26 protein-coding genes are annotated in these 22,220 nt (G+C 48.1%); 16 read left to right on the forward strand and 10 right to left on the reverse strand.

Annotated elements, in window-relative coordinates; genetic code table 11:
* Positions 1 to 23 precede the first annotated feature (23 nt).
* From yqiM to HUZ68_RS19790, 11 genes are all read left to right on the forward strand, one after another.
* Positions 24 to 107, forward strand: a complete 84-nt coding sequence (gene yqiM, locus HUZ68_RS19740; protein WP_211180508.1) for a protein YqiM — start codon at positions 24 to 26, stop codon at positions 105 to 107.
* A gap of 21 nt (positions 108 to 128) precedes the next feature.
* Positions 129 to 791 carry a DedA family general envelope maintenance protein YqjA gene (gene yqjA / locus HUZ68_RS19745; protein ID WP_000422149.1) on the forward strand — a complete coding sequence of 221 codons (663 nt, stop codon included), beginning with the start codon at positions 129 to 131 and terminating at the stop codon, positions 789 to 791.
* A 3-nt stretch (positions 792 to 794) separates the two neighbouring features.
* On the forward strand, positions 795 to 1,178 hold the full coding sequence (mzrA, locus tag HUZ68_RS19750) for an EnvZ/OmpR regulon moderator MzrA (RefSeq protein ID WP_001166761.1): 384 nt from the start codon (positions 795 to 797) through the stop codon (positions 1,176 to 1,178).
* Between the two features lie 146 nt (positions 1,179 to 1,324).
* Positions 1,325 to 1,693, forward strand: coding sequence for a DUF1090 family protein YqjC (gene yqjC / locus HUZ68_RS19755; RefSeq protein WP_001295543.1), 369 nt, complete (start codon positions 1,325 to 1,327; stop codon positions 1,691 to 1,693).
* A 37-nt stretch (positions 1,694 to 1,730) separates the two neighbouring features.
* Positions 1,731 to 2,036, forward strand: a complete 306-nt coding sequence (locus HUZ68_RS19760; RefSeq protein ID WP_000031415.1) for an ElaB/YgaM/YqjD family protein — start codon at positions 1,731 to 1,733, stop codon at positions 2,034 to 2,036.
* Between the two features lie 2 nt (positions 2,037 to 2,038).
* The gene (locus HUZ68_RS19765; protein ID WP_000785722.1) at positions 2,039 to 2,443 is read left to right on the forward strand and encodes a phage holin family protein; all 405 of its coding nucleotides are present in this window, start codon (positions 2,039 to 2,041) and stop codon (positions 2,441 to 2,443) included.
* Complete coding sequence (locus tag HUZ68_RS19770) at positions 2,433 to 2,732, forward strand: YqjK-like family protein (RefSeq protein WP_000096086.1); 300 nt, start codon at positions 2,433 to 2,435, stop codon at positions 2,730 to 2,732. Before HUZ68_RS19765 ends, HUZ68_RS19770 begins: the two co-directional genes overlap by 11 nt.
* Before the next feature lie 185 nt (positions 2,733 to 2,917).
* Positions 2,918 to 3,310: a DoxX family protein gene (locus HUZ68_RS19775; protein WP_000732240.1), complete on the forward strand. Its 393-nt coding sequence runs from the start codon at positions 2,918 to 2,920 to the stop codon at positions 3,308 to 3,310.
* A 69-nt stretch (positions 3,311 to 3,379) separates the two neighbouring features.
* Entirely contained in the window at positions 3,380 to 4,366 is a 987-nt protein-coding gene (gene yqjG, locus HUZ68_RS19780; RefSeq protein WP_047670553.1) for a glutathionyl-hydroquinone reductase YqjG, read from the forward strand.
* Positions 4,367 to 4,658: 292 nt separating this feature from the next.
* Positions 4,659 to 5,024: a DUF805 domain-containing protein gene (locus HUZ68_RS19785; RefSeq protein WP_000384145.1), complete on the forward strand. Its 366-nt coding sequence runs from the start codon at positions 4,659 to 4,661 to the stop codon at positions 5,022 to 5,024.
* Between the two features lie 241 nt (positions 5,025 to 5,265).
* Entirely contained in the window at positions 5,266 to 5,622 is a 357-nt protein-coding gene (locus tag HUZ68_RS19790) for a DUF805 domain-containing protein (RefSeq protein WP_001198807.1), read from the forward strand.
* Positions 5,623 to 5,672: 50 nt separating this feature from the next.
* Here HUZ68_RS19790 and yhaJ read toward each other — a convergent pair whose 3' ends face one another.
* The gene (gene yhaJ / locus HUZ68_RS19795; protein WP_001041009.1) at positions 5,673 to 6,569 is read right to left on the reverse strand and encodes a DNA-binding transcriptional regulator YhaJ; all 897 of its coding nucleotides are present in this window, start codon (positions 6,567 to 6,569) and stop codon (positions 5,673 to 5,675) included.
* A 104-nt stretch (positions 6,570 to 6,673) separates the two neighbouring features.
* Between yhaJ and HUZ68_RS19800 the strand changes: the two genes are divergently transcribed.
* A complete protein-coding gene (locus HUZ68_RS19800; RefSeq protein ID WP_000633576.1) occupies positions 6,674 to 7,375 on the forward strand; it encodes a pirin family protein in 702 nt (233 codons plus the stop codon).
* 22 nt (positions 7,376 to 7,397) lie between these two features.
* Positions 7,398 to 7,562, forward strand: coding sequence for a protein YhaL (gene yhaL, locus HUZ68_RS19805; protein ID WP_021577985.1), 165 nt, complete (start codon positions 7,398 to 7,400; stop codon positions 7,560 to 7,562).
* A gap of 133 nt (positions 7,563 to 7,695) precedes the next feature.
* On the opposite strand, the gene cyuA is transcribed toward yhaL, so the two are convergent.
* The 9 genes from cyuA to tdcA form a co-directional block, all read right to left on the reverse strand.
* Positions 7,696 to 9,006 (reverse strand): cysteine desulfidase, encoded by a 1,311-nt coding sequence (gene cyuA, locus HUZ68_RS19810; protein ID WP_000460515.1) that lies wholly within the window; start codon positions 9,004 to 9,006, stop codon positions 7,696 to 7,698.
* Positions 9,007 to 9,033: 27 nt separating this feature from the next.
* Complete coding sequence (locus tag HUZ68_RS19815) at positions 9,034 to 10,365, reverse strand: SLC5/6 family protein (RefSeq protein ID WP_100031617.1); 1,332 nt, start codon at positions 10,363 to 10,365, stop codon at positions 9,034 to 9,036.
* 274 nt (positions 10,366 to 10,639) lie between these two features.
* On the reverse strand, positions 10,640 to 12,004 hold the full coding sequence (tdcG, locus tag HUZ68_RS19820) for an L-serine ammonia-lyase (protein ID WP_096840153.1): 1,365 nt from the start codon (positions 12,002 to 12,004) through the stop codon (positions 10,640 to 10,642).
* Between the two features lie 71 nt (positions 12,005 to 12,075).
* Positions 12,076 to 12,465, reverse strand: coding sequence for an enamine/imine deaminase (locus HUZ68_RS19825; RefSeq protein WP_000719990.1), 390 nt, complete (start codon positions 12,463 to 12,465; stop codon positions 12,076 to 12,078).
* A 13-nt stretch (positions 12,466 to 12,478) separates the two neighbouring features.
* Positions 12,479 to 14,773 (reverse strand): 2-ketobutyrate formate-lyase/pyruvate formate-lyase, encoded by a 2,295-nt coding sequence (gene tdcE / locus HUZ68_RS19830; protein WP_000861720.1) that lies wholly within the window; start codon positions 14,771 to 14,773, stop codon positions 12,479 to 12,481.
* A gap of 33 nt (positions 14,774 to 14,806) precedes the next feature.
* Entirely contained in the window at positions 14,807 to 16,015 is a 1,209-nt protein-coding gene (gene tdcD, locus HUZ68_RS19835; protein ID WP_047623789.1) for a propionate kinase, read from the reverse strand.
* A gap of 25 nt (positions 16,016 to 16,040) precedes the next feature.
* On the reverse strand, positions 16,041 to 17,372 hold the full coding sequence (tdcC, locus tag HUZ68_RS19840) for a threonine/serine transporter TdcC (RefSeq protein WP_000107723.1): 1,332 nt from the start codon (positions 17,370 to 17,372) through the stop codon (positions 16,041 to 16,043).
* Positions 17,373 to 17,393: 21 nt separating this feature from the next.
* Positions 17,394 to 18,383, reverse strand: coding sequence for a bifunctional threonine ammonia-lyase/L-serine ammonia-lyase TdcB (tdcB, locus tag HUZ68_RS19845; protein ID WP_000548345.1), 990 nt, complete (start codon positions 18,381 to 18,383; stop codon positions 17,394 to 17,396).
* Between the two features lie 98 nt (positions 18,384 to 18,481).
* Positions 18,482 to 19,420 (reverse strand): transcriptional regulator TdcA, encoded by a 939-nt coding sequence (gene tdcA / locus HUZ68_RS19850; RefSeq protein ID WP_000104211.1) that lies wholly within the window; start codon positions 19,418 to 19,420, stop codon positions 18,482 to 18,484.
* A 335-nt stretch (positions 19,421 to 19,755) separates the two neighbouring features.
* Here tdcA and tdcR point away from each other — a divergent pair, with 335 nt between their 5' ends.
* The 3 genes from tdcR to HUZ68_RS19865 all read left to right on the forward strand — a co-directional run bounded on the left by tdcR (position 19,756) and on the right by HUZ68_RS19865 (position 21,957).
* Positions 19,756 to 19,953, forward strand: a complete 198-nt coding sequence (gene tdcR / locus HUZ68_RS19855) for a transcriptional activator TdcR (protein ID WP_239594233.1) — start codon at positions 19,756 to 19,758, stop codon at positions 19,951 to 19,953.
* A 255-nt stretch (positions 19,954 to 20,208) separates the two neighbouring features.
* Complete coding sequence (gene yhaB, locus HUZ68_RS19860; RefSeq protein ID WP_000675738.1) at positions 20,209 to 20,748, forward strand: protein YhaB; 540 nt, start codon at positions 20,209 to 20,211, stop codon at positions 20,746 to 20,748.
* Positions 20,749 to 20,769: 21 nt separating this feature from the next.
* On the forward strand, positions 20,770 to 21,957 hold the full coding sequence (locus HUZ68_RS19865) for a YhaC family protein (RefSeq protein ID WP_096840152.1): 1,188 nt from the start codon (positions 20,770 to 20,772) through the stop codon (positions 21,955 to 21,957).
* The last annotated feature ends 263 nt before the right edge of the window (positions 21,958 to 22,220 follow it).

The following is a 22,220-nucleotide window of genomic DNA, read 5'->3' on the forward strand; positions in this document are numbered from 1 at the left end:
TTTAACAGGGAATAGTTCAGGCTGTGTTGATGTATCAAACCCGCAGAACATACCAAAACAGCAATAACATTGCGGTAGTGCATCTTTTAAAACCAGCGTGGCGTTAACCGATTCACCAGGAATAATGAATGGAACTTTTGACCCAATTGCTGCAAGCCCTGTGGGCGCAGGATTTTGAAACCCTGGCCAATCCATCGATGATTGGCATGTTGTATTTTGTCTTGTTTGTAATTTTGTTCCTTGAAAACGGCTTGCTTCCGGCGGCCTTTTTACCGGGCGACAGTTTACTGGTATTGGTCGGCGTGTTGATTGCGAAAGGCGCGATGGGCTATCCGCAAACGATTCTGCTGCTGACCGTTGCCGCCAGCCTCGGCTGCTGGGTCAGCTATATTCAAGGGCGATGGCTGGGCAATACCCGCACCGTACAAAACTGGCTATCTCATTTACCCGCGCATTATCATCAACGCGCACACCATCTTTTTCATAAACACGGTTTATCGGCGCTGTTAATTGGTCGCTTTATTGCGTTTGTCAGAACACTGCTGCCGACGATTGCCGGGTTATCAGGGCTGAATAACGCGCGCTTTCAGTTTTTCAACTGGATGAGCGGTCTGCTGTGGGTATTGATCCTGACAACTCTGGGTTACATGCTCGGCAAAACGCCGGTATTTTTAAAGTACGAGGACCAGCTGATGTCATGCCTGATGCTGCTCCCGGTGGTGCTGCTGGTGTTTGGCCTGGCAGGTTCTCTGGTCGTGTTATGGAAAAAGAAATATGGAAATCGGGGGTAAGGGATGCAAATACCTCGCATGTCGCTTCGCCAGCTAGCCTGGTCCGGCGCTGTTTTACTTCTGGTCGGCACGCTGTTGCTGGCCTGGTCCGCGGTTCGCCAGCAAGAGTCTACGCTGGCGATTCGTGCCGTTCATCAAGGCACAACGATGCCAGACGGTTTTTCAATCTGGCATCACCTTGACGCTCATGGCATTCCTTTCAAAAGTATCACCCCCAAAAACGACACTCTGTTAATTACCTTTGACTCCAGCGACCAGAGCGCCGCTGCAAAAGCGGTCCTCGACAGAACATTGCCCCAAGGCTACATCATTGCGCAGCAGGACAATAACAGTCAGGCTATGCAGTGGCTGACCCGGCTACGGGATAACTCTCATCGCTTCGGATAACTTCCTGTTATCCGAAACAGATCACTCACTTTGGTGATTTCACCGTAACTGTCTATGATTAATGAGGCGGTGGTTAACACTACCGCTTCGTTGTCTGGACAATCGTTCCTTTGTAATAGGTCCGAATCACAATGGAAGGTTCAAGAATGAAATACCGCATCGCTTTAGCTGTTTCTCTTTTTGCTCTTAGTGCCGGTAGTTATGCCACTACCCTGTGTCAGGAAAAGGAGCAAAATATCCTTAAGGAGATCAGCTATGCCGAAAAACACCAAAACCAGAATCGTATTGACGGTCTGAATAAAGCCCTGAGTGAAGTCCGGGCCAACTGTTCAGATAGCCAGCTGCGTGCCGATCATCAGAAGAAAATCGCAAAGCAGAAAGATGAGGTGGCGGAACGCCAGCAAGATTTAGCCGAGGCGAAGCAAAAAGGCGATGCCGATAAGATTGCCAAACGCGAACGGAAACTGGCAGAAGCGCAGGAAGAGCTGAAAAAGCTGGAAGCGCGCGACTACTAACTCACAATAGTCACTACTTACTCACCTGGAGAAAACTATGTCGAAAGAACACACTACGGAACATCTGCGTGCTGAGTTGAAATCCCTTTCCGATACGCTGGAAGAGGTGCTTAGCTCATCTGGCGAGAAGTCGAAAGAAGAGTTGAGTAAGATTCGTAGCAAAGCGGAGCAGGCACTGAAACAGAGCCGTTATCGCCTGGGTGAAACCGGTGATGCCATCGCCAAACAAACCCGTGTCGCGGCGGCGCGTGCCGATGAGTATGTGCGTGAAAATCCATGGACGGGCGTGGGCATTGGCGCTGCAATCGGTGTAGTGCTCGGCGTTCTGCTGTCGCGTCGTTAATTATGGCGGACACTCATCACGCGCAAGGGCCCGGTAAAAGCGTTCTGGGCATCGGGCAGCGAATTGTTTCCATCATGGTTGAAATGGTGGAAACACGTCTGCGGCTGGCGGTGGTTGAGCTGGAAGAGGAAAAAGCTAATCTCTTTCAACTTTTACTGATGCTGGGCCTGACGATGCTTTTCGCTGCATTTGGTCTTATGAGCCTGATGGTGCTAATTATTTGGGCGGTTGATCCGCAATATCGCCTGAATGCGATGATTGCCACCACCGTGGTGTTGCTGCTACTGGCACTGATTGGCGGTATCTGGACGTTACGTAAATCGCGTAAATCCACCTTGCTGCGCCATACACGCCATGAGCTGGCAAACGATCGGCAGCTGCTCGAGGAGGAGTCCCGTGAGCAGTAAAGTCGAACGTGAACGACGTAAGGCGCAACTGCTTAGCCAGATCCAGCAACAACGGCTGGATCTTTCTGCCAGTCGTCGTGAATGGCTGGAGGCAACAGGCGCTTACGATCGTCGCTGGAATATGCTGCTCAGTCTGCGCTCCTGGGCGCTGGTTGGCAGTAGCGTGATGGCGATCTGGACGATTCGCCATCCTAATATGCTGGTCCGCTGGGCCAGACGCGGTTTTGGCGTATGGAGCGCCTGGCGTCTGGTTAAAACGACCCTCAAGCAGCAACAGCTTCGCGGTTAACTTCCCTCTGGCCGGAGCCATTCCGGCCTTACCCATCAAATTTTTTGAAGATTTTTGACAGTTTTCCTTGCTAACAATCATCATTCACCACGTTTATGATTCTCTCCATCGACAGCAACGACGCTAATACCGCGCCCTTGCACAAAAAAACAATCAGCAGCCTGAGTGGCGCAGTGGAGAGTATGATGAAAAAATTAGAAGATGTTGGTGTACTGGTAGCGCGCATTTTAATGCCGATTCTGTTTATTACCGCAGGCTGGGGAAAAATTACTGGTTACGCGGGTACCCAACAATATATGGAAGCGATGGGCGTCCCGGGTTTTATGCTGCCGCTGGTGATTCTGCTTGAGTTTGGTGGTGGTCTGGCAATCCTGTTCGGTTTCCTGACTCGCACCACAGCCCTGTTTACTGCGGGCTTTACGCTGCTGACGGCATTTTTATTTCACAGCAACTTTGCTGAAGGCGTCAACTCGCTGATGTTCATGAAAAACCTGACAATTTCTGGCGGATTCCTGCTGCTGGCAATTACCGGTCCGGGCGCGTATAGCATCGACCGCCTGCTGAATAAAAAGTGGTAAACACGCGCTATACTTAACGATAAAAAACGAGGAGGAAGCTCCTCGTTTTTGCTATTGGAGGAGAGAAAAATGGGTCAACTGATTGACGGCGTCTGGCATGACACCTGGTACGATACCAAATCTACCGGCGGTAAATTTCAACGTTCAGCTTCCGCATTTCGTAACTGGCTCACTGCCGATGGCGCTCCTGGCCCCACTGGCACAGGCGGTTTTATCGCAGAGAAAGATCGTTATCATCTCTATGTTTCACTCGCCTGCCCGTGGGCGCACCGCACGCTGCTCATGCGCAAACTCAAAGGACTGGAACCGTTTATTTCCGTTTCCGTAGTGAACCCGCTGATGCTGGAAAACGGCTGGACCTTTGATGACAGTTTTCCGGGAGCAACCGGAGACACGCTCTATCAACATGAATTTTTGTATCAGCTTTATCTCCACGCCGATCCACACTACAGCGGACGAGTTACTGTTCCCGTGCTGTGGGACAAAAAGAACCACACCATCGTCAGCAACGAATCAGCAGAAATCATCCGCATGTTTAATACCGCGTTTGATGCGCTGGGCGCGAAAGCTGGTGATTACTACCCACCAGCCCTGCAAACGAAAATTGACGAACTTAACGGCTGGATTTATGACACCGTTAACAACGGCGTGTATAAAGCTGGTTTTGCCACCAGCCAGCAAGCCTACGACGAAGCGGTGGAGAAAGTGTTTGAATCGCTGGCGCGACTGGAACAGATTTTAGGTCAGCATCGTTACCTGACCGGCAACCAGCTAACCGAAGCCGATATTCGCCTGTGGACCACGCTGGTCCGTTTTGATCCAGTATATGTGACCCACTTCAAGTGTGATAAGCACCGCATCAGCGATTACCTTAATCTGTATGGCTTCCTGCGTGATATCTACCAGATGCCGGGAATTGCCGAAACAGTCAATTTCGATCACATCCGTAATCATTACTTCCGCAGCCATAAGACCATCAACCCTACGGGGATTATTTCAATTGGTCCGTGGCAGGATCTCGATGAACCGCATGGACGAGATGTTCGCTTCGGTTAAAAAAAGGCACCTTACGAGGTGCCTCTGATAATTGGCTAAGTGCATGTTGTTCATGTCGGATGCGGCGTGAACGCCTTATCAAACCTACAAAACATTTATATTCAATATGTTGCAATGACCGCGCAGGCCAGATAAGCGTAGCGCATCTGGCGATTTTGCGCTTGTCATCAGTCTTAGCGCGCCTTCACAGCACTTTATTAATTCCTTGAACGAATATTTACTGCCATTTCATTCACGTCTATTCTTAATTTGCTGCTTTAAAAACAAGTGATTGAGCAAAATTGAGGCAAAAATGGACTGGTATCTGAAAGTACTAAAAAATTATGTCGGTTTCCGGGGTCGTGCGCGGCGCAAAGAGTACTGGATGTTTATTCTGGTCAACATCATCTTTACGTTCGTGCTGGGGCTGCTGGATAAAATGTTAGGCTGGCAACGCGCTGGTGGCGAAGGCATCCTGACGACAATCTACGGTATTCTGGTGTTTTTACCGTGGTGGGCAGTTCAGTTCCGCCGCCTGCACGACACCGACCGCTCGGCGTGGTGGGCACTGCTATTCTTAATCCCGTTTATCGGCTGGCTTATTATCATCGTCTTTAACTGCCAGGCGGGTACGCCAGGCGAAAACCGCTTTGGACCTGATCCAAAACTGGAACCTTAAAACAAATCTGCTCGCCGGATGTCTGACTCATCCGGCTTTTATCATCATGTTGATGAATGAATAATTTACTAATGTTTATTTAAAATATTTCAATGTCGTTATATAAATTACCTATAAAAAATAACCATGTATTTATCTTAAATATCAAAACCTTTATAACATCCGAAAAAGAAAGATACGAATAGCATTTACACAATACCCGGAATAGACTTTCGTCACTTTTAATTAAAGGGATGTTTTTATGCAGTGGTATTTATCCGTATTAAAAAATTATGTTGGTTTCTCTGGTCGCGCACGTCGTAAAGAGTACTGGATGTTTACTCTGATTAACGCCATCGTCGGCGCTATTATCAATGTCATTCAATTGATTTTAGGTCTGGAGCTTCCATATCTGTCTATGCTTTATTTGCTGGCAACCTTCCTTCCCGTCCTTGCGCTTGCTATCCGTCGCTTACACGATACCGACCGTTCAGGTGCCTGGGCCTTGCTCTTTTTTGTTCCGTTTATTGGCTGGCTCGTGCTTCTGGTTTTTTTCTGCACAGAAGGTACTTCTGGCAGCAATCGTTACGGAAACGATCCGAAGTTTGGTTCAAATTAATCTTAGAATTGGGGCGATATTTCGCCCCTTTTTATTAACAATAATAAATATTATTTTCCGTTAAAAAGTTTGGGAATTTCCCGCAGACACCAGGATTTCGCTTCCCCCATACTGTCACGACGCCAGGCCATAATAATATCGATCTCGCTGGTCGATTCCGGGCTGACGACACGCAACCGCCCTTCCGCAATATCTTTTTCGACCATCGGATACGGCATCGTCGCCACGCCAAGCCCCGCCAGTAATGCCTGACGTTTATCTTCAATCGTGCTCACCGTTAAGCGCGGCTGTTTGTCCAGCAGCTGTACGGTCAACACCGGGCGCTCACGAGCGGTATCCGCCACCGCAATTCCACGATATTTCACACGCGTCACTTCAGATAACGGTTCCGGCTCCTGATGAATCGGGTGATCAGGCGCGGCAACGTAGACGTTCATTAACGTATAGAGCTTGCGCGAGTTGATCTCCGACGAGGAACGAAAATGCATATCCGGCGCGATAACAATATCCGCCCGCCCCTGCTCCAGCCGTTCCCACGCCCCCGCCAGCACTTCTGTGATGATTGCCAGTTGGGTATTGGCTTTTGCCGCCAGTTTGTCGATTAACGGGAAAAAGGCAGGTGTCGGTACCAGCGCTTCGGTCACAATGGTGAGATGCGTTTCCCAACCGCGCGCGAGAGCTTCCGCATCAGTAGTCAGTTTATCTGCGGCTTCCAGCAAAACGCGCCCTCGCTCCAACAACATCCTCCCGACATTGGTGAATTTGGTGCGATGGCCCGAGCGGTCAAACAGCACCACATCCAGCTCTTCTTCCAGTTTTTGCATGGTGTAGCTAAGTGCCGAAGGCACGCGTCCCAGCTCATCCGCTGCCGCCGCAAAACTGCCCCGGCGATCGATCGCATCCATAACCCGTAGTGCTTCCAGCGTTAATGCCCTTTCTTTGGCCATTTCGTTCTCATTCAGGAAATTTGAACATACCGGGCAGAATATCTGGCTAACAATGTAGCGTCCAGCCCCTTACCATAAAAGGAAGTAAAGAGAGGTCAAGAATTATGATTACTACCCGAACTGCCAGGCAGTGTGGACAAGCAGACTACGGATGGTTGCAGGCCCGGTATACTTTTTCCTTTGGACACTACTTCGACCCGAAATTGTTAGGCTATGCCTCCCTGCGTGTGCTTAACCAGGAAGTGCTGGCCCCAGGTGCCGCCTTTCAGCCGCGAACCTATCCCAAAGTCGATATTTTAAATGTGATTCTGGATGGAGAAGCAGAGTATCGCGACAGCGAAGGCAATCATGTTCAGGCCAGCGCCGGTGAGGCGTTGCTGCTCTCTACCCAGCCGGGTGTCAGCTACAGCGAACACAATCTCAGCAAAGACAAACCGTTAACACGAATGCAGCTTTGGCTGGACGCCTGCCCGCAGCGAGAGAATCCGCTGATTCAAAAACTGGCGCTTAATATGGGCAAGCAGCAATTAATCGCCTCGCCAGAGGGTGCGATGGGAAGCCTGCAATTACGCCAGCAAGTGTGGCTGCACCATATCGTGCTCGACAAAGGCGAAAGTGCGAATTTCCAGTTGCATGGGCCACGCGCGTATTTGCAATCGATTCACGGGAAATTTCATGCGCTTACGCATCATGAAGAGAAAGCGGCGCTGACCTGCGGTGATGGGGCGTTTATTCGTGACGAGGCTAACATTACGCTGGTTGCCGATTCCCCACTGCGCGCTTTGCTGATAGATTTGCCTGTCTAGTTGTTTTTACAGGGAGATGATGATGAGTAAAAAATCGGCCAAAAAGCGCCAGCCAGCGAAGCCCGTGGTGGCGAAAGAACCTGCTCGCACCGCCAAAAATTTTGGCTATGAAGAGATGTTGAGCGAGCTGGAAGCCATCGTCGCGGATGCTGAAACGCGTTTAGCCGAGGATGAAGCTACCGCGTAAAGACAGGTTGCCGGATGCGGCGAAAACGCCTTATCCGGCCTACAAAATCCAACAACATTAACGAATTAAACAACCCGTAGGCCGGATAAGATGCGCCAGCATCGCATCCGGCACGATACCCAAAACCTGGCGTTTATCTGGCCTTGCTCGCCATAATCTCGATAATCTGCCGATCCGTTTGCTGCATCGAATGGCTTGCTAATGCACACAGGTTGGCAATCGACTGCTCAACATCATGCGCCACAATCCCTTCATTGCCGGTCACGGCGGTATCATCCAGCGCCATTAACACCGCTTTCCACGCAGCCGAAGCACTGGTCGAAACCTTCATCGCGCAGCTGTTCGACGCACCATCGCAAATCATGCCGCTGACATCGCCGATCATACTGCTGATCGCCATCGAGATGGTTTCATAACGCCCATCCACCAGCCATGCCATCCCGGCGGCGGCCCCCATTGCTGCGGTCGTTGCGGCACACAGCGCAGACAAACGCGGTAACTGGTTATGGATGTAAATTGCGCTCAAATGCGAAAGCATCAGCGCACGCGCCAGCCGTTCATCATCCGCTCCGAAGTGTTCTGCTACCACCACCACAGGCATTGTTGCGGTGATCCCCTGGTTACCCGAGCCGGAGTTACTCATAGCCGGAAGCGTAGCGCCGCCCATACGCGCATCGGATGCCGCGCTGGTACGAATCACAATGGATGAAGAGAGATCTTTCGCCAGCAAACCGCGCTCGCACTGTTTTTCCAGCGTCGCGCCAATATGCAGCCCCCACTTACCGCTCAAACCTTCCTGCGATAACGCACAATTTAGCTTCGCAGAATCGAGAATAAAGCGGATCGCCGCAAACGGGACTTCATTGACGAACTTCAGGATCTCAGCCAGCGTCGTTCTGGAAAGCACCGTCAGCGGAGACTCTTGCTCGCCCTCTGCCACACACGCCTGCTGGGTAAACACCACACCATCGTGCGTCTCAATATGCACAATGTTGGTATGCCCGCCGACGATAGTGACACACGCCCATTTCTCACCGTTCCAGACTTTGGCGCGTGAGAAGAGGATTTCATTGCAAGGTTCCTGGATCTTAACGGAGACTTTCCCCGCCGCCAGCAGTGCTTTGGCATCGGCAATTGCCTGCGCAGTTGCGTCTTTCAGCACTTCCAGCCCGGCGTTGGCATTTCCACCTAACGCCCCCAGCGCCGCCGCAATCGGCAGCCCCACCATTCCCGTGCCGGGAACGGTGACGCCCAGACCGTTCTTCATCAGATTTGGCGAAACCCAGGCTTCTACACGTTCAACCGGACCTTCCAGTTCTGCCGCAGCAACCGCCGCCGCCAGCGCCAGTGAAATCGGTTCAGTACATCCCAGCGCCGGTTTTACTTCCTCCTGAACGGCGAGGATGTAACGCTGCCATAACGGATTTAAAGTCGAATCAAACATATTAAAAACCTTAAAATTTCAGGTAAATCAAGAAAATGCCAGGAACGGAGAAACACAAAGCAACAAACCAGTGACGATAATCAGGTACAGAGACATCCCTTTGTATTTGTGCAATACCGGTACTTTGTAAACCAGCCACGCCGGGATCAGGCACCCTACCATGCCGAAAATCGGGCTACAGATAGAGGTGAAGCTCAACACCGGTGCGTTCAGTACGATGGCGCTCCAGGCCAGCAAAATGGCGAAAATCATGATGCCGCGCTGAACAAGATTTTCGTTAATCTTCTCGGCAGGCATCTTGCGACGCAGGATGTTCATTACGATCCCTTGCGTTGCTTCGCGAAAGCCTAAATAGACGCCAAAGAATGCAGTCATGACAGCAAAGATATTGAGAATGACGCTGACCACTTTCACCCACGCTGCGCCGTCACCGCTAATAAACTGTGCGGCAATCGCCAGCGCGGAAATATTCTGCTCGTAGGCTTTTACCGCTTCGTCATGTCCCATCGCCAGCGTGAACGACACGGCGTAGAAAAAGACGGTGACAAACAAAATGCCAAACGCGATATTCATTGCCCGCAATGCTTTATGCCGCGCCACTTCAATCGATTTTTCCCGCGAGCGATAAGAGATCACCATCGGGCTTAACGTCTGGATAAACAGAATCGACGTCAGGGTAAACGGCAGCGTAATAATGGCGTTTTTCACCAGCAGCCCCAGCGGCGGTAGCGAACCGACGTTATACAGATGCCACATTCCCACCATCGACACGCCCAGCGCCGCGACCACCAGCAGCTTGGTCAGCACCATGCCAGTCGAAATTTTGAATAACAATTTCTCGCCGCGTGAAGAGATCGCCACCAGAATGCAAATCAGTACCAGACCATAAAAGGGACTGTCTGACAGCAACCCTTCCGTCACGCCGAAGGTATGCAGGTAGGAAGCACTATCGTTGGTGATGGCGGTGGAATAGACGAACATCCAAATCACCAGCATTACGAAATAGAGTGCACCTAACAGGATGCCCCAGTTTTTACCTAAATAACCGCTAATGACGCTCGGGTAATCTTTACATTCTGGTGATTCTGCCAGCGTATTAATAAACAACCGCTGAAACAGATACATTGCCGGGTAACCAATCACCGATGAGAGCAAAAATACCCACAATCCCATCAAACCGACCTGCACCGGGAGAAAAACAATCCCCGCGCCAATCGCCATCCCGATACTCATAATCACCCAGCCGGTGTCAGTACTGTCGAATTTGATCGCTTCTCGCCACTCGCTCTCACTCATTCCAGCACGACCCGCCGGGGTCGAAGCGTCTGCAATGACGCCTTTATTCGATGCAATTTCCATAATTTCTCGCTCAATATTTTGTAGGGCTTATTATTTTTTTCCGAGCCGCATCAAGGCGATATGCGGTCTACGTTTTTGCAGGCGAGTTATTAGAATAAAGAAATGATACGCGCGAGGTCAGAGAAAATCTTCACAATCAAGACTTTGAAATAACGGAGATGGATAAGAATTTTCTACTAAATTAATCGCAAGAGAATATTCATTCTCTATTTGCGGCAGATCACAAAAAAAAGGTGCACATTTGTGCACCCAAGGATGAAAGCTGACAGCAATGTCAGCCGCAGACCACTTTAATGGCCAGTCCTCCGCGTGATGTTTCGCGGTATTTATCGTTCATATCTTTGCCGGTTTCATACATCGTCTCGATCACTTTATCGAGTGAAACACGCGGTGCCGAGGTGCGGCGCATCGCCATCCGCGCGGCGTTTACTGCTTTCACGGCATTAATGGCATTACGTTCAATGCACGGGATTTGTACCTGTCCGGCAACCGGATCGCAGGTCAGTCCAAGGTTATGCTCCATCGCGATTTCCGCCGCATTGCATACCTGCGCCGGACTGCCGCCCAGTAGTTCAGTTAACCCTGCCGCCGCCATTGAACAGGCCACGCCAATCTCCCCCTGACAGCCGACCTCCGCGCCAGAGATGGAGGCGTTCATTTTATACAGCGCGCCAATAGCCCCGGCTGCAAGAAAATAGCGGGCAATTGACCGCTCGTTTACCGGACGACGGAACTTATCGTAATAAGCCAGCACTGCCGGAATAATGCCGCACGCACCGTTAGTCGGTGCCGTTACCACGCGCCCGCCAGCTGCGTTTTCTTCACTAACCGCCAGCGCGTACATGTTGATCCAGTCGATGACATTCATCGGATCGTTAGAGATGTTATCGCTGGAAACCAGTTGACGACGCAGCGTTACGGCACGGCGCGGCACATTGAGCGGACCAGGCAGCACGCCTTCAGTGTTCATCCCGCGTTCAATACCGTCATGCATCACTTGCCAGATACGGGCAAAACCGGCGTCAATTTCCGCTTTACTGCGCAGCGCTAGCTCGTTGTGCATCATCAGGCCAGAAATAGACAGGCCGTTGTAATCACACATTTTCAGCAGTTCACCTGCTGAGTGGAAATCGTAAGGTACGGACGTTTCGACATCGTGCGACAGGCCGAAGTGTTCTTCTTCGACAATAAACCCGCCGCCGACAGAGTAATAGGTTTTACTTAATAGCTCTTCCTGTGCCTTCCAGGCAGTGATCCGCATTCCGTTCTCATGGCGAGGCAACATTTCGGGATGGAAGATAATGTTCTTTGCTACAGGAAAATCAACAATATGCGCACCAGATGCCACTGGCAGCCGCCCGCTGCGCGTTACTAACTCTATAAATGCAGGGATCTCATCAATGACAACATCCTGCGGACTGTTTCCTGCCAGTCCCATGATGATGGCGACATCCGTGGCATGGCCTTTGCCCGTCAGTGACAACGACCCGTACAGATCGACCACAATATGGCTCGTCGCGGTTAATAAGCCGCTACTTTCCAGCCGATCAATAAAACTTTTTCCGGCATTCATTGGCCCCACGGTATGCGAACTGGAGGGACCAATCCCAATTTTGAAAATATCGAATGCACTAATCATATCCACACCCTCGGATTGCCGTTCAGTGAAGTGGAGCGGAACGACCTTACGACCGTCCCGCTCACGAGGCTTTACGCACTACGTACTGCGATAGCTTCAATTTCCAGCTTCACATCTTTCGGCAAACGCGCGACCTGTACACAGCTCCGGGTCGGGTAGGTCGCCTGATGCTCATCGAAGAACTGCTTATAGACTTCGTTGATGGTGGCAAAATCATTCAGATCGGTGATGAACACGGTCATCTTGATGATATCGCCCACGCTCAGCCCGGCAGCAACCACGATCGCTTTGACGTTTTCGAGGCTTAAACGCGCCTGATCTTGCACATCAGCCGGGATCTCACCGGTCTGTGGGCAAACCGGAATTTGACCGGAGGTGAAGACCATGCTGCCTAAATCAACGCCTTGAACATAAGGGCCGATTGCGCCTGGGGCACGTTGCGTTTCGATAATCTTTTTCATACATCCTCCGGCGTCAGAGCGCCTGGGTAAAGGTACGTGAAATAACATCCTGCTGCTGTTCACGGGTCAGTGCGTTGAAGCGCACGGCGTAGCCAGAGACACGGATTGTCAGGTTAGGATATTTTTCCGGGTGCTCGATGGCATCCAGCAGCATTTCCCGATTCATTACGTTGACGTTGAGGTGTTGACCGCCTTCGACATCCGCTTCGTGGTGGAAATACCCATCCAGCAGGCCGACAAGGTTGGTTTTACGTACTGGATCTTCTTTGCCCAGCGCCGCAGGGACGATTGAGAAGGTGTACGAGATCCCATCTTTGGCGTAGGTGAACGGCAGTTTCGCCACCGACGTCAATGAGGCCACGGCACCTTTGCGGTCACGACCATGCATCGGGTTAGCGCCCGGCGCGAACGGTGTTCCGGCGCGACGACCGTCCGGCGTATTACCGGTTTTCTGGCCGTACACCACGTTAGAAGTGATAGTCAGAATCGACTGGGTAGGGACGGCGTTGCGATAGGTTGGCAGCGCTTTAATTTTCTTCATAAAACGTTCAACCAGATCGCAGGCAATGCTGTCTACGCGCTCGTCGTTGTTGCCGTACTGCGGATATTCACCGTCGATTTCAAAGTCCACCGCCAGGCCGTTTTCGTCACGGATTGGTTTCACGCGGGCATATTTGATGGCAGACAGGGAGTCCGTTGCCACCGACAGGCCCGCGATGCCGCACGCCATGGTGCGATAGACATCACGATCGTGCAGCGCCATCAGCGAAGCTTCGTAGCTGTACTTGTCGTGCATGTAGTGAATGATATTCAGCGCGCTGATGTACTGCACCGCCAGCCAGTCCATGAAGTGATCGAGGCTGTCCATCACTTTGTCGTAATCCAGCACATCGTCCATCAACGGTGCTGTTTTCGGCCCGACCTGAATCTTCAGCTTCTCGTCCACCCCGCCATTAATTGCGTACAGCAGCGTTTTCGCCAGGTTAGCGCGTGCACCAAAGAACTGCATTTGCTTACCAATCACCATTGGGCTGACGCAGCAGGCAATCGCGTAATCGTCGCTGTTGAAGTCAGTACGCATCAGATCGTCGTTTTCATACTGCAAGGAAGAGGTGACGATCGACACCTGCGCGGCATATTTTTTGAAGGCAATCGGTAATTCTTCCGACCAAAGAATGGTCAGGTTAGGTTCCGGTGCCGGCCCCATAGTGTGCAGGGTGTGCAGATAGCGGAAGGAGTTTTTGGTCACCAGCGTACGACCGTCCAGCCCCATCCCGCCGATCACTTCCGTCGCCCAGATTGGGTCGCCGGAGAACAGCGAATCAAATTCCGGCGTACGCAGGAAGCGCACCATACGGATCTTCATGATGAAGTGATCGATCAGTTCCTGTGCCTGCTGCTCATTGAGTACGCCAGCTTTAAAGTCGCGCTCAATGTAGATATCCAGGAACGATGCCGTGCGACCCAGCGACATCGCGCCGCCGTTCTGTGATTTCACTGCCGCCAGATAAGCGAAGTAGAGCCACTGCACCGCTTCCTGCGCATTCTGCGCCGGGCGAGAGATATCAAAGCCATATTTCGCCGCCATTTCCTGAATCTGCAACAGCGCATGACGATGCTCTGCCAGCTCCTCACGCAGACGGATGGTGGCTTCCAGATCCTCGCCTTTTTCCAGACGAGACTGGAGATCGGCAAATTGCAGTTCGCGTTCACGCACCAGATAACGAATGCCATACAGCGCTACGCGGCGATAGTCACCGATAATGCGCCCACGTCCATAACCATCTGGTAAACCGGTCAGTACGCCAGATTTACGGCAGCGCAGCATATCCGGTGAGTAAACATCAAATACGCCCTGGTTATGGGTTTTACGCAGATCGGTAAACAGATATTCAAATTCACTGTCCATTTCACGGCCATAGGCGTGGAATGAACTTTTAATCATATTAATGCCACCGAACGGGTGTAGCGCACGTTTCAACGGCGCATCCGTTTGCAGGCCAACAATTTTTTCCAGCGGCTGGTTAATATATCCCGCATCATGAGCGGTAATTGTGGTGGCAATATTGGTATCGAAATCAACCGGCGCGTGGGTTGCGTTTTCGATACGGATGCCTTCCATTACTTTTTCCCACAATTCCGTGGTGGCAGGCGTCGCTTCGGCGAGGAAAGATTCATCGCCTTCATACGGTGTATAGTTATGTTGAATAAAATCGCGGACATTAATTTCGTTTTTCCAGTCCGTACCTTTAAAGCCAAGCCATGCGTCGGCGTACAGCTTATCGCTGGTATCAATATCTACCTTCATGAAAAATAATCTCTCTACAATACTTCAACTAAATTATGCAAATTCTGCGGGCGCGTTAACTTTGCCTAAATGAATGGCATCCAAAGCAATCATTTTTTCTTCGTTAGTCGGAATAACGGCACAAATGACACGCGCATTTTCACTGGAAACAATTCGCTCTCCCAAAGAGTTAGATCGATTATTCATTTCTGTATCAATCTCTACGCCTAATACAGCCAAATGTTCCATGACCAGACGACGAATTAAACTTGAATTCTCTCCTATTCCGCCGGTGAATATAATTCCATCCAGCCGACGTAATGAAGCTGCGTGTCCGGCAATATGACGGGCAATTCGGTGAACAAAGGTTTTAATTGCCAGTTGCGCGCGTTCGTGACCTTCATGCCAGGCTTTTTCCAGAACACGTAAATCCGAAGAAAGACCGGAAATACCTAATAATCCCGACTCTTTATTCACTACGCGTTCCAGGTCACCCAGGCTCTGGTTGGTTTGGCTGGCGACCCAGGACATCGCACCAAAGTCGACATCGCCACTGCGGGTACCCATCATCAAGCCTTCCAGCGGCGTCATTCCCATTGAGGTGTCAACACTCTGACCGTTGCGAACTGCGCAGATTGACGCGCCATTGCCAAGATGCGCCACAACCAGGCCGGAGTCATCTTCCGCCAGATTCAGCAAAGAATGTGCGCGCTGGGAAACATAGCGGTGCGACGTGCCGTGGAAACCATAACGGCGTACACCTAACTCTTCATAATATTTCCACGGCAGGCCGTATAAATAAGCTTCCGGAGCCATCGTCTGGTGGAAACTGGTATCAAATACCGCCACCTGAGTTACGCCCGGGAATAGTTGCTGCGCCGATTCAATACCACTTAAATTGGCGTAATTATGCAGGGGTGCCAGTGGAGAAACGCGACGGATATTATCAATGACTTCATCGGTAATAATGGCGGACTCGGTAAAAATACTGCCGCCGTGAGCGATGCGGTGGCCAATTAAGGCCACACTGTCATTTAAATTCCGTTTTTCCAGTTCAAATGCAATTGCCTTCAATGCACCTTCGTAGCTGTGGTGAGCCAGCGGTGCTGGCTCTCCCCCATTTACGGATAAGAATGCATTTTCCGAGTTAATACCGTCGGCAATACCTGACATTAATACTTCACAGTCGCTGGCATCGAGTACGGAAAACTTAATCGAAGACGAACCACAGTTAATAACCAAAACAACCGGAAATTCATTCATCTCTTTTCTCATCCTGAGTTACGGATTAAAACAGTTTGTATACGATGTTCAGGATGGTCAGCAGACCAATCACGGTAACAAACACGTTATCCAGACGACCACGGTATTTCGCCAGAGACGGCGCTTTACGGATGGCATACATCGGCAACAGGCACAGCAGGGATGCGATAATCGGTGCGCCCATGGCTTCAATCAGGTCGAGGATGTTCGGGTTGGCGTAGGCAACAACCCAGGTGGAGCCCATGATGAAGATCATGCTGATAGTGTTCAGTTTACCCAGCGACACTTTAGTTTTGTCGCCTTTATAACCAAACTTCAGGACCAGGCCATTCAGACCTTCCAGCGTTCCCAGATAGTGACCGAAGAAAGATTTGAAGATAGCCACGAGTGCGATGATGGAAGCCGCATATTCCAGTGTAATCGCGAACGTTGTTTTGGTACCGGTCATGGACGCAAAGTGGTTAGCCAGATAAGAAAGCACTGGAATATTCTGCGCTTTGGCTTCCGCCATGTTGGCCGGAGACAGAGTAAACAGGCAGCTAAAGGCAAAGAACATCACCACTGCAACCATCAGCATGCTGGCACGAGAAATGATTTGGGAACATTTACGTTCGGTGAAGTCGCGACCGAAGTCTTTCTCATACTCTTCACGTTTAGAAACCACGAAGGAAGAGACGATTGGCGAGAAGTTAAAGGAGAAAACCATGATGGAAATCCCCAGCCAGACAGTGATCAGGATACCGTCATGACCGGTTAACGACAGCGAACCGAGGTCAACCTGGTCGATAACTGCAGAGTTCCAGTAAGGGATCAGCGACAAAGAAATCAGCACCAGGCTGGCGATAAACGGCCATACCAGGTAGCTCATCACTTTAACCATCAGATCCTTACCAAACCAGATGACGAAAGCCATCAGCAGCAACAGGAACAGCGCCACAAAGCCGCGATTCAGCGGTGCAAAGCCGAGCTGGTTTTCCCAGAACGTCATAAAGGTATTGGTAATAGTAACGCCATAAATCCACAGCAGTGGGCAAATCGCGAAGAAGTACAGGAACGTGATAACCACGCCGCCAGTTTTACCAAAATGCTCTTCCACCGTTTCCGTAATGTTGCCGGAAGGGTTAGAGCCAGAAAGACACAGACGCGCCAGCGCCCGGTGGCAATAAAATGCGATGGGGTATGCCAATACCAACATCAGAAGAATCGGGATCAGTCCGCCAAAACCTGCGCGGATAGGGAAGAACAGCACCCCGGCGCCGATTGCCGTACCAAACAAGCCTAACGTCCATGTGGTATCTGATTTACGCCAGGACGATTGTTTTGTCTGGCTGGATACAATGCTATCTGAAGTACTCATATCCTATCCTCAACGAATTAATTAAGCGTCAACGAAACCGGTGATTTGAGAGACGCGAGAAAGATCGATATTGCCGCCGGAAATAATACTGACGGTTTTTCTGTTTTGAATATATTGGTCTAATTTACCGCTTAATAATGCAGCACATGCCAGAGCGCCTGCGCCTTCGGTGACGACTTTATTGCGCTGAATTAAGGCAATCATACTGTTTCTGATTTCGTCTTCGCTGACCAGCACGATGTCATCGACTAATTCACGAACGATTTCGTAAGTTAAATTACCCGGGCGGGCGACATCACAACCATCCGCCAGGGTGCCGGTAGTTCGGTGCGTGGTTATTTCTCCGGAGTGGAAAGAAGCCGCCATGCCGTGAACGTTTTCTGACTGTACGCCAATAACACGAATGGTCGGGTTAATAGATTTAATTGCCACCGCAATACCAGCAATTAAACCGCCACCACCAATTGGCACAATCACGTTATCGACATCATAGAGATCTTCCATAATTTCCAGGCCAATCGTTCCCTGACCAGCAATCACTTTCGGATCATCGTAAGGTGGGATAAAAATACGGCCTTCCATTTCGACAATTTCGCTCACTTTAGCGATAGTGTCGTTGAAGTTATCACCATGCAGAACGACTTCTGCGGAGTAGTCGCACGTTGCCGCTACTTTGGATTTCGGCGCGCCTTTTGGCATCACCACTTTACCGTCGATACCCAGCATCGCGCAGGAGAGCGAAACCCCTTGCGCATGGTTGCCCGCAGAACAGGCCACCACGCCTTTGCGTTTTTCCGCATCGGTCAGTGAACTTAATTTATTAAATGCGCCACGAATTTTAAATGAACCCGTACGCTGCATATTTTCAAACTTCAGGAATATTTCACCTTTGCAACGTTCACTAAAATAGTTGGAGCGAGGCATGCCTGTTTTATAAATTCGCCCAGCCAGTCGTTGTTTCGCTTCAATAATGTCATCAATAGCAACCGGCAGATCGTATGTAATATGCATTATAAAACCTCTTCGCCTGAATTAAATATGTAGGTAACCGTAACCGACACCTGCAAGACAGACAGGTGGATTATTTATGTTTAAATAAAAACAAATAACTAACCAACTTCTATTAATTGCCTTCGTCTACACCCATTATAAGATGAATACTCTTTGGCTAATTCCACCAAAACCGATGCTGCTTTTTTAATACGATAATTTTTCGACCATACCGCGGCATATTGTGCCACAGGTAATGTTTCTTCAACCGGAATAGTAATAAATTGATTAGAACCAAAAGGTGACGTCATATCACAAGGAATTACAGTTAAGAAATCAGCATTGAGAACAAGATTATAAATTGTCACGACTGAGTCGGTTTTAACGATGTTTTCAATACTGATGCCATTTCTTTGTAACGTAGTAAGCAGTTCGCTGTAGTACCCCATATTGGTTTGTGGCAACACCCACTGTTCGTTCTTCAACGACTCCAGCGTGGTGGTGCCGGTGCATGTTCGGGACTTACTGGCTACCAGTACAAACTCGGACTCAAACAGCGGCTCAACATGTAAATCCTGAAGCTTCATTTCTGCACTTAACGTACCAATCGCAAAATCCAGTCGACCGTCGCGGATTGCCGGTAAGAACGAAGACAGTTGCGCTTCATACATAGAAACCTGCGCTTTCGGGAACACCTCTTTGAACTTGTTGATCATCCCTGACATAAAAGTAAAACCAATCAATGAAGGAAAACCAAATGAGACTTCCACCACCGCCTCAGAAGACATACCGCTTATCTCATTAACCATATTTTTCATTTCACGGGTAATGGATTCGGAACGAGAGAGCAACAATTGACCGGCAGGTGTTAATGTTACACCGGTATTTTTCCGCACCACTAATTCCACACCAAAATAATCTTCAATATCGTTAATGATTTTACTGACGGCCGGTTGAGTTAACCCTAATTCTTTTGCAGCCGAGCCGATAGAACCACTTCTAATGACTTCCTGAAAGACTACCAGGTGCTGCGTTTTCGGAAGAAGAATAGTGCTCATAACGACCTACGTTAATTACCTCATTGACGGCATGAAGTGTATCAAAATGAAATGAACAGGATATGTGCGACCACTCACAAATTAACTTTCAATACTTTTCAGGGTATCGTTATGTCAATTAAATACCTTTAAATATCAATAAGTTAAAGTATAAAAATCAGCATAAACCCTGATTTTTGTCAAAAAAAATGACGGGGATAACCATATTTTATGGCGATAACATCATTCGTTATGTGGTTAATACAAAAAAGGGGCTGAGACCATATTTCAAGCAATTACCGGATAATTACCAGGCAAAATTTGAGTTAAATTTAATGAGCAAGTTCTAAAATTTTATTATAAATAAACCATTTTCAGCGATAAATAATGCGACACGTCACATTTTTTTACGCTATTTGTTGGAGAATAAACATTTATTTTATCAATATTTTAAAATTTCGAATACAGGTATTGATCATCTCGAACAATTGATTAACGTCAACTTTTTCTCTTCTGACAGGACGTCATTTTGTGAATGCAATCGTTTTCCATAAATTCTTCTCCCCTCATAGGCGACGAATAGCATTTTGTGTTGAGGATCACAAAACGAATAATTGCTGATCGCCGCGATAAGGTCAGACAAAGACAACAAGGGAAATTTTCACAGAGCTTTTGATCGGCGTAGGCCACAGAATGTTGCTTCGTTTACTGTAACGCCGGGTAAATGAGCGTTTTTTGATAGTGCGAAAGAACCCTGCGAGCAAAATAAGCATCTATTATTGTTTGTCATGACGACAAGGCAGGCATCAATGAAAGGCTTCCCAATTGCACATATTTTTCACCCTTCAATCCCGCCAATGCACGCAGTGGTTAACAATCACAATAGAAATATTGATTATTGGACGGTAAAAAGAAAGTTTGCAGAAATTGTCTCCACCAATGACGTTAATAAAATTTACAGTATAAGTAATGAACTGCGGAGAGTATTATCTGCAATTACTGCATTGAATTTCTATCAAGGCGATGTTCCTTCTGTCATGATCCGAATCCAACCGGAAAATATGAGTCCATTCATCATAGATATTTCTACAGGAGAACATGACGATTATATCATACAAACATTAGATGTAGGCACTTTTGCACCTTTTGGCGAAAAATGTACTTGCTCAGCCGTCAATAAAAAAGAGCTGGAATGTATTAAGGAGACGATTTCTAAGTATTGCGCAAAATTCACCCGAAAAGAAGCCATCTTAACACCCCTTGTGCACTTTAATAAAACCAGCATTACTTCAGATTGTTGGCAAATTCTCTTTTTTTCACCCGATCATTTTAATAATGATTTTTATTGATTATTTATAAAGGATAAAATAATGTTCCCTGTTTCATCAATTGGTAATGATATTAGTAGTGATTTAGTCCGTCGAAAAATGAATGATCTTCCTGAAAGCCCCATAGAAAATAACCTCGAAGCTCTAGCACCAGGTATAGAAAAACTAAAACAGACCTCTATTGAAATGGTCACTTTACTTAACACGTTACAACCTGGTGGAAAATGCATTATCACTGGTGATTTTCAAAAAGAATTAGCGTACTTACAAAATGTAATTCTTTATAATGACTCGTCTCTTCGTCTGGATTTTTTAGGTTATAACGCCCAAATTATTCAACGATCGGACAATACTTGTGAACTTACCATTAATGAACCGTTAAAAAACCAGGAAATATCCACAGGCAATATCAATATTAATTGCCCATTAAAAGATATTTACAATGAAATCAGGAGGTTAAACGTGATTTTTAGTTGTGGGACTGGAGATATCGTTGATCTATCCTCTCTGGACTTACGTAATGTCGATTTAGATTATTACGATTTTACAGATAAACATATGGCTAATACTATTTTAAATCCTTTTAAATTGAATTCAACAAATTTTACTAATGCCAACATGTTTCAGGTTAATTTTGTTAGTTCAACACAAAACGCCACAATCTCCTGGGATTATTTACTAAAAATAACGCCTGTTTTAACAAGCATTAGCGATATGTATTCTGAAGAAAAAATTAAGTTTGTCGAAAGTTGTTTAAATGAGCTTGGAGATATTACCGAAGAACAATTAAAAATCATGAGATTTGCAATTATAAAATCTATACCAAGAGCAACTCTCACAGATAAATTAGAAAATGAATTAACAAAAGAAATATATAAAAGCTCATCGAAAATCAATAATTGCTTGAACAGAATTAAATTACCAGAGATGATAGATTTCTCATCAGAAAAAATACCTGATTATATCGACATAATCATTGAAGATTATGAAAATATCAAAGAAAATGCTTATCTGGTCATTCCCCAAATTAATTATACTATGGATTTAAACATAGAAGACTCTAGCTCAGAAGAGTTACTTTCAGATAATGGTATCGAGAAAGACGATAATTCTTCTGACAATTACTTTGAGGTCGGGGAATATAACACATATGAAGCATATAACTCAGAGAATCAATATTTTACCAGAGAGGACTATACGTATGATTACGACCTTTTAAACGCAATATAGACTTAATAACTTCTTACAAAGTCTATTATTAATACCGTAGATATTCATGCATCTTACCCTGTGCACCAAAAGCAAAAACTTATCGACGCGGGTTTGAAACTGATGGCAACCGCAAAAATGCCTGATGCGCTACGCTTATCAGGCCTACACCATCTCTGCAATATATTGAATTTGCGTGCTTTTGTAGGCAGGCTAAGGCGTTCACGCCGCATCCGGCATGAATAAAGCGCACTCAACAATCTGAAACCCGCCGGAACGGTTTA

This window comes from Shigella dysenteriae (assembly GCF_022354085.1).
In the GTDB taxonomy this organism is placed as follows: domain Bacteria; phylum Pseudomonadota; class Gammaproteobacteria; order Enterobacterales; family Enterobacteriaceae; genus Escherichia; species Escherichia coli.

Excerpts from the sequence above, each read along its gene's own strand:
- yqjA (WP_000422149.1), top strand. The coding sequence starts at position 129 with ATGGAACTTTTGACCCAATTGCTGCAAGCCCTGTGGGCGCAGGATTTT.
- mzrA (WP_001166761.1), top strand. The coding sequence starts at position 795 with ATGCAAATACCTCGCATGTCGCTTCGCCAGCTAGCCTGGTCCGGCGCT.
- yqjC (WP_001295543.1), top strand. The coding sequence starts at position 1,325 with ATGAAATACCGCATCGCTTTAGCTGTTTCTCTTTTTGCTCTTAGTGCC.
- HUZ68_RS19760 (WP_000031415.1), top strand. The coding sequence starts at position 1,731 with ATGTCGAAAGAACACACTACGGAACATCTGCGTGCTGAGTTGAAATCC.
- HUZ68_RS19765 (WP_000785722.1), top strand. The coding sequence starts at position 2,039 with ATGGCGGACACTCATCACGCGCAAGGGCCCGGTAAAAGCGTTCTGGGC.
- HUZ68_RS19775 (WP_000732240.1), top strand. The coding sequence starts at position 2,918 with ATGAAAAAATTAGAAGATGTTGGTGTACTGGTAGCGCGCATTTTAATG.
- yqjG (WP_047670553.1), top strand. The coding sequence starts at position 3,380 with ATGGGTCAACTGATTGACGGCGTCTGGCATGACACCTGGTACGATACC.
- HUZ68_RS19785 (WP_000384145.1), top strand. The coding sequence starts at position 4,659 with ATGGACTGGTATCTGAAAGTACTAAAAAATTATGTCGGTTTCCGGGGT.
- HUZ68_RS19790 (WP_001198807.1), top strand. The coding sequence starts at position 5,266 with ATGCAGTGGTATTTATCCGTATTAAAAAATTATGTTGGTTTCTCTGGT.
- yhaJ (WP_001041009.1), bottom strand. The coding sequence starts at position 6,569 with ATGGCCAAAGAAAGGGCATTAACGCTGGAAGCACTACGGGTTATGGAT.
- HUZ68_RS19800 (WP_000633576.1), top strand. The coding sequence starts at position 6,674 with ATGATTACTACCCGAACTGCCAGGCAGTGTGGACAAGCAGACTACGGA.
- yhaL (WP_021577985.1), top strand. The coding sequence starts at position 7,398 with ATGAGTAAAAAATCGGCCAAAAAGCGCCAGCCAGCGAAGCCCGTGGTG.
- cyuA (WP_000460515.1), bottom strand. The coding sequence starts at position 9,006 with ATGTTTGATTCGACTTTAAATCCGTTATGGCAGCGTTACATCCTCGCC.
- HUZ68_RS19815 (WP_100031617.1), bottom strand. The coding sequence starts at position 10,365 with ATGGAAATTGCATCGAATAAAGGCGTCATTGCAGACGCTTCGACCCCG.
- tdcG (WP_096840153.1), bottom strand. The coding sequence starts at position 12,004 with ATGATTAGTGCATTCGATATTTTCAAAATTGGGATTGGTCCCTCCAGT.
- HUZ68_RS19825 (WP_000719990.1), bottom strand. The coding sequence starts at position 12,465 with ATGAAAAAGATTATCGAAACGCAACGTGCCCCAGGCGCAATCGGCCCT.
- tdcE (WP_000861720.1), bottom strand. The coding sequence starts at position 14,773 with ATGAAGGTAGATATTGATACCAGCGATAAGCTGTACGCCGACGCATGG.
- tdcD (WP_047623789.1), bottom strand. The coding sequence starts at position 16,015 with ATGAATGAATTTCCGGTTGTTTTGGTTATTAACTGTGGTTCGTCTTCG.
- tdcC (WP_000107723.1), bottom strand. The coding sequence starts at position 17,372 with ATGAGTACTTCAGATAGCATTGTATCCAGCCAGACAAAACAATCGTCC.
- tdcB (WP_000548345.1), bottom strand. The coding sequence starts at position 18,383 with ATGCATATTACATACGATCTGCCGGTTGCTATTGATGACATTATTGAA.
- tdcA (WP_000104211.1), bottom strand. The coding sequence starts at position 19,420 with ATGAGCACTATTCTTCTTCCGAAAACGCAGCACCTGGTAGTCTTTCAG.
- yhaB (WP_000675738.1), top strand. The coding sequence starts at position 20,209 with ATGAAAGGCTTCCCAATTGCACATATTTTTCACCCTTCAATCCCGCCA.
- HUZ68_RS19865 (WP_096840152.1), top strand. The coding sequence starts at position 20,770 with ATGTTCCCTGTTTCATCAATTGGTAATGATATTAGTAGTGATTTAGTC.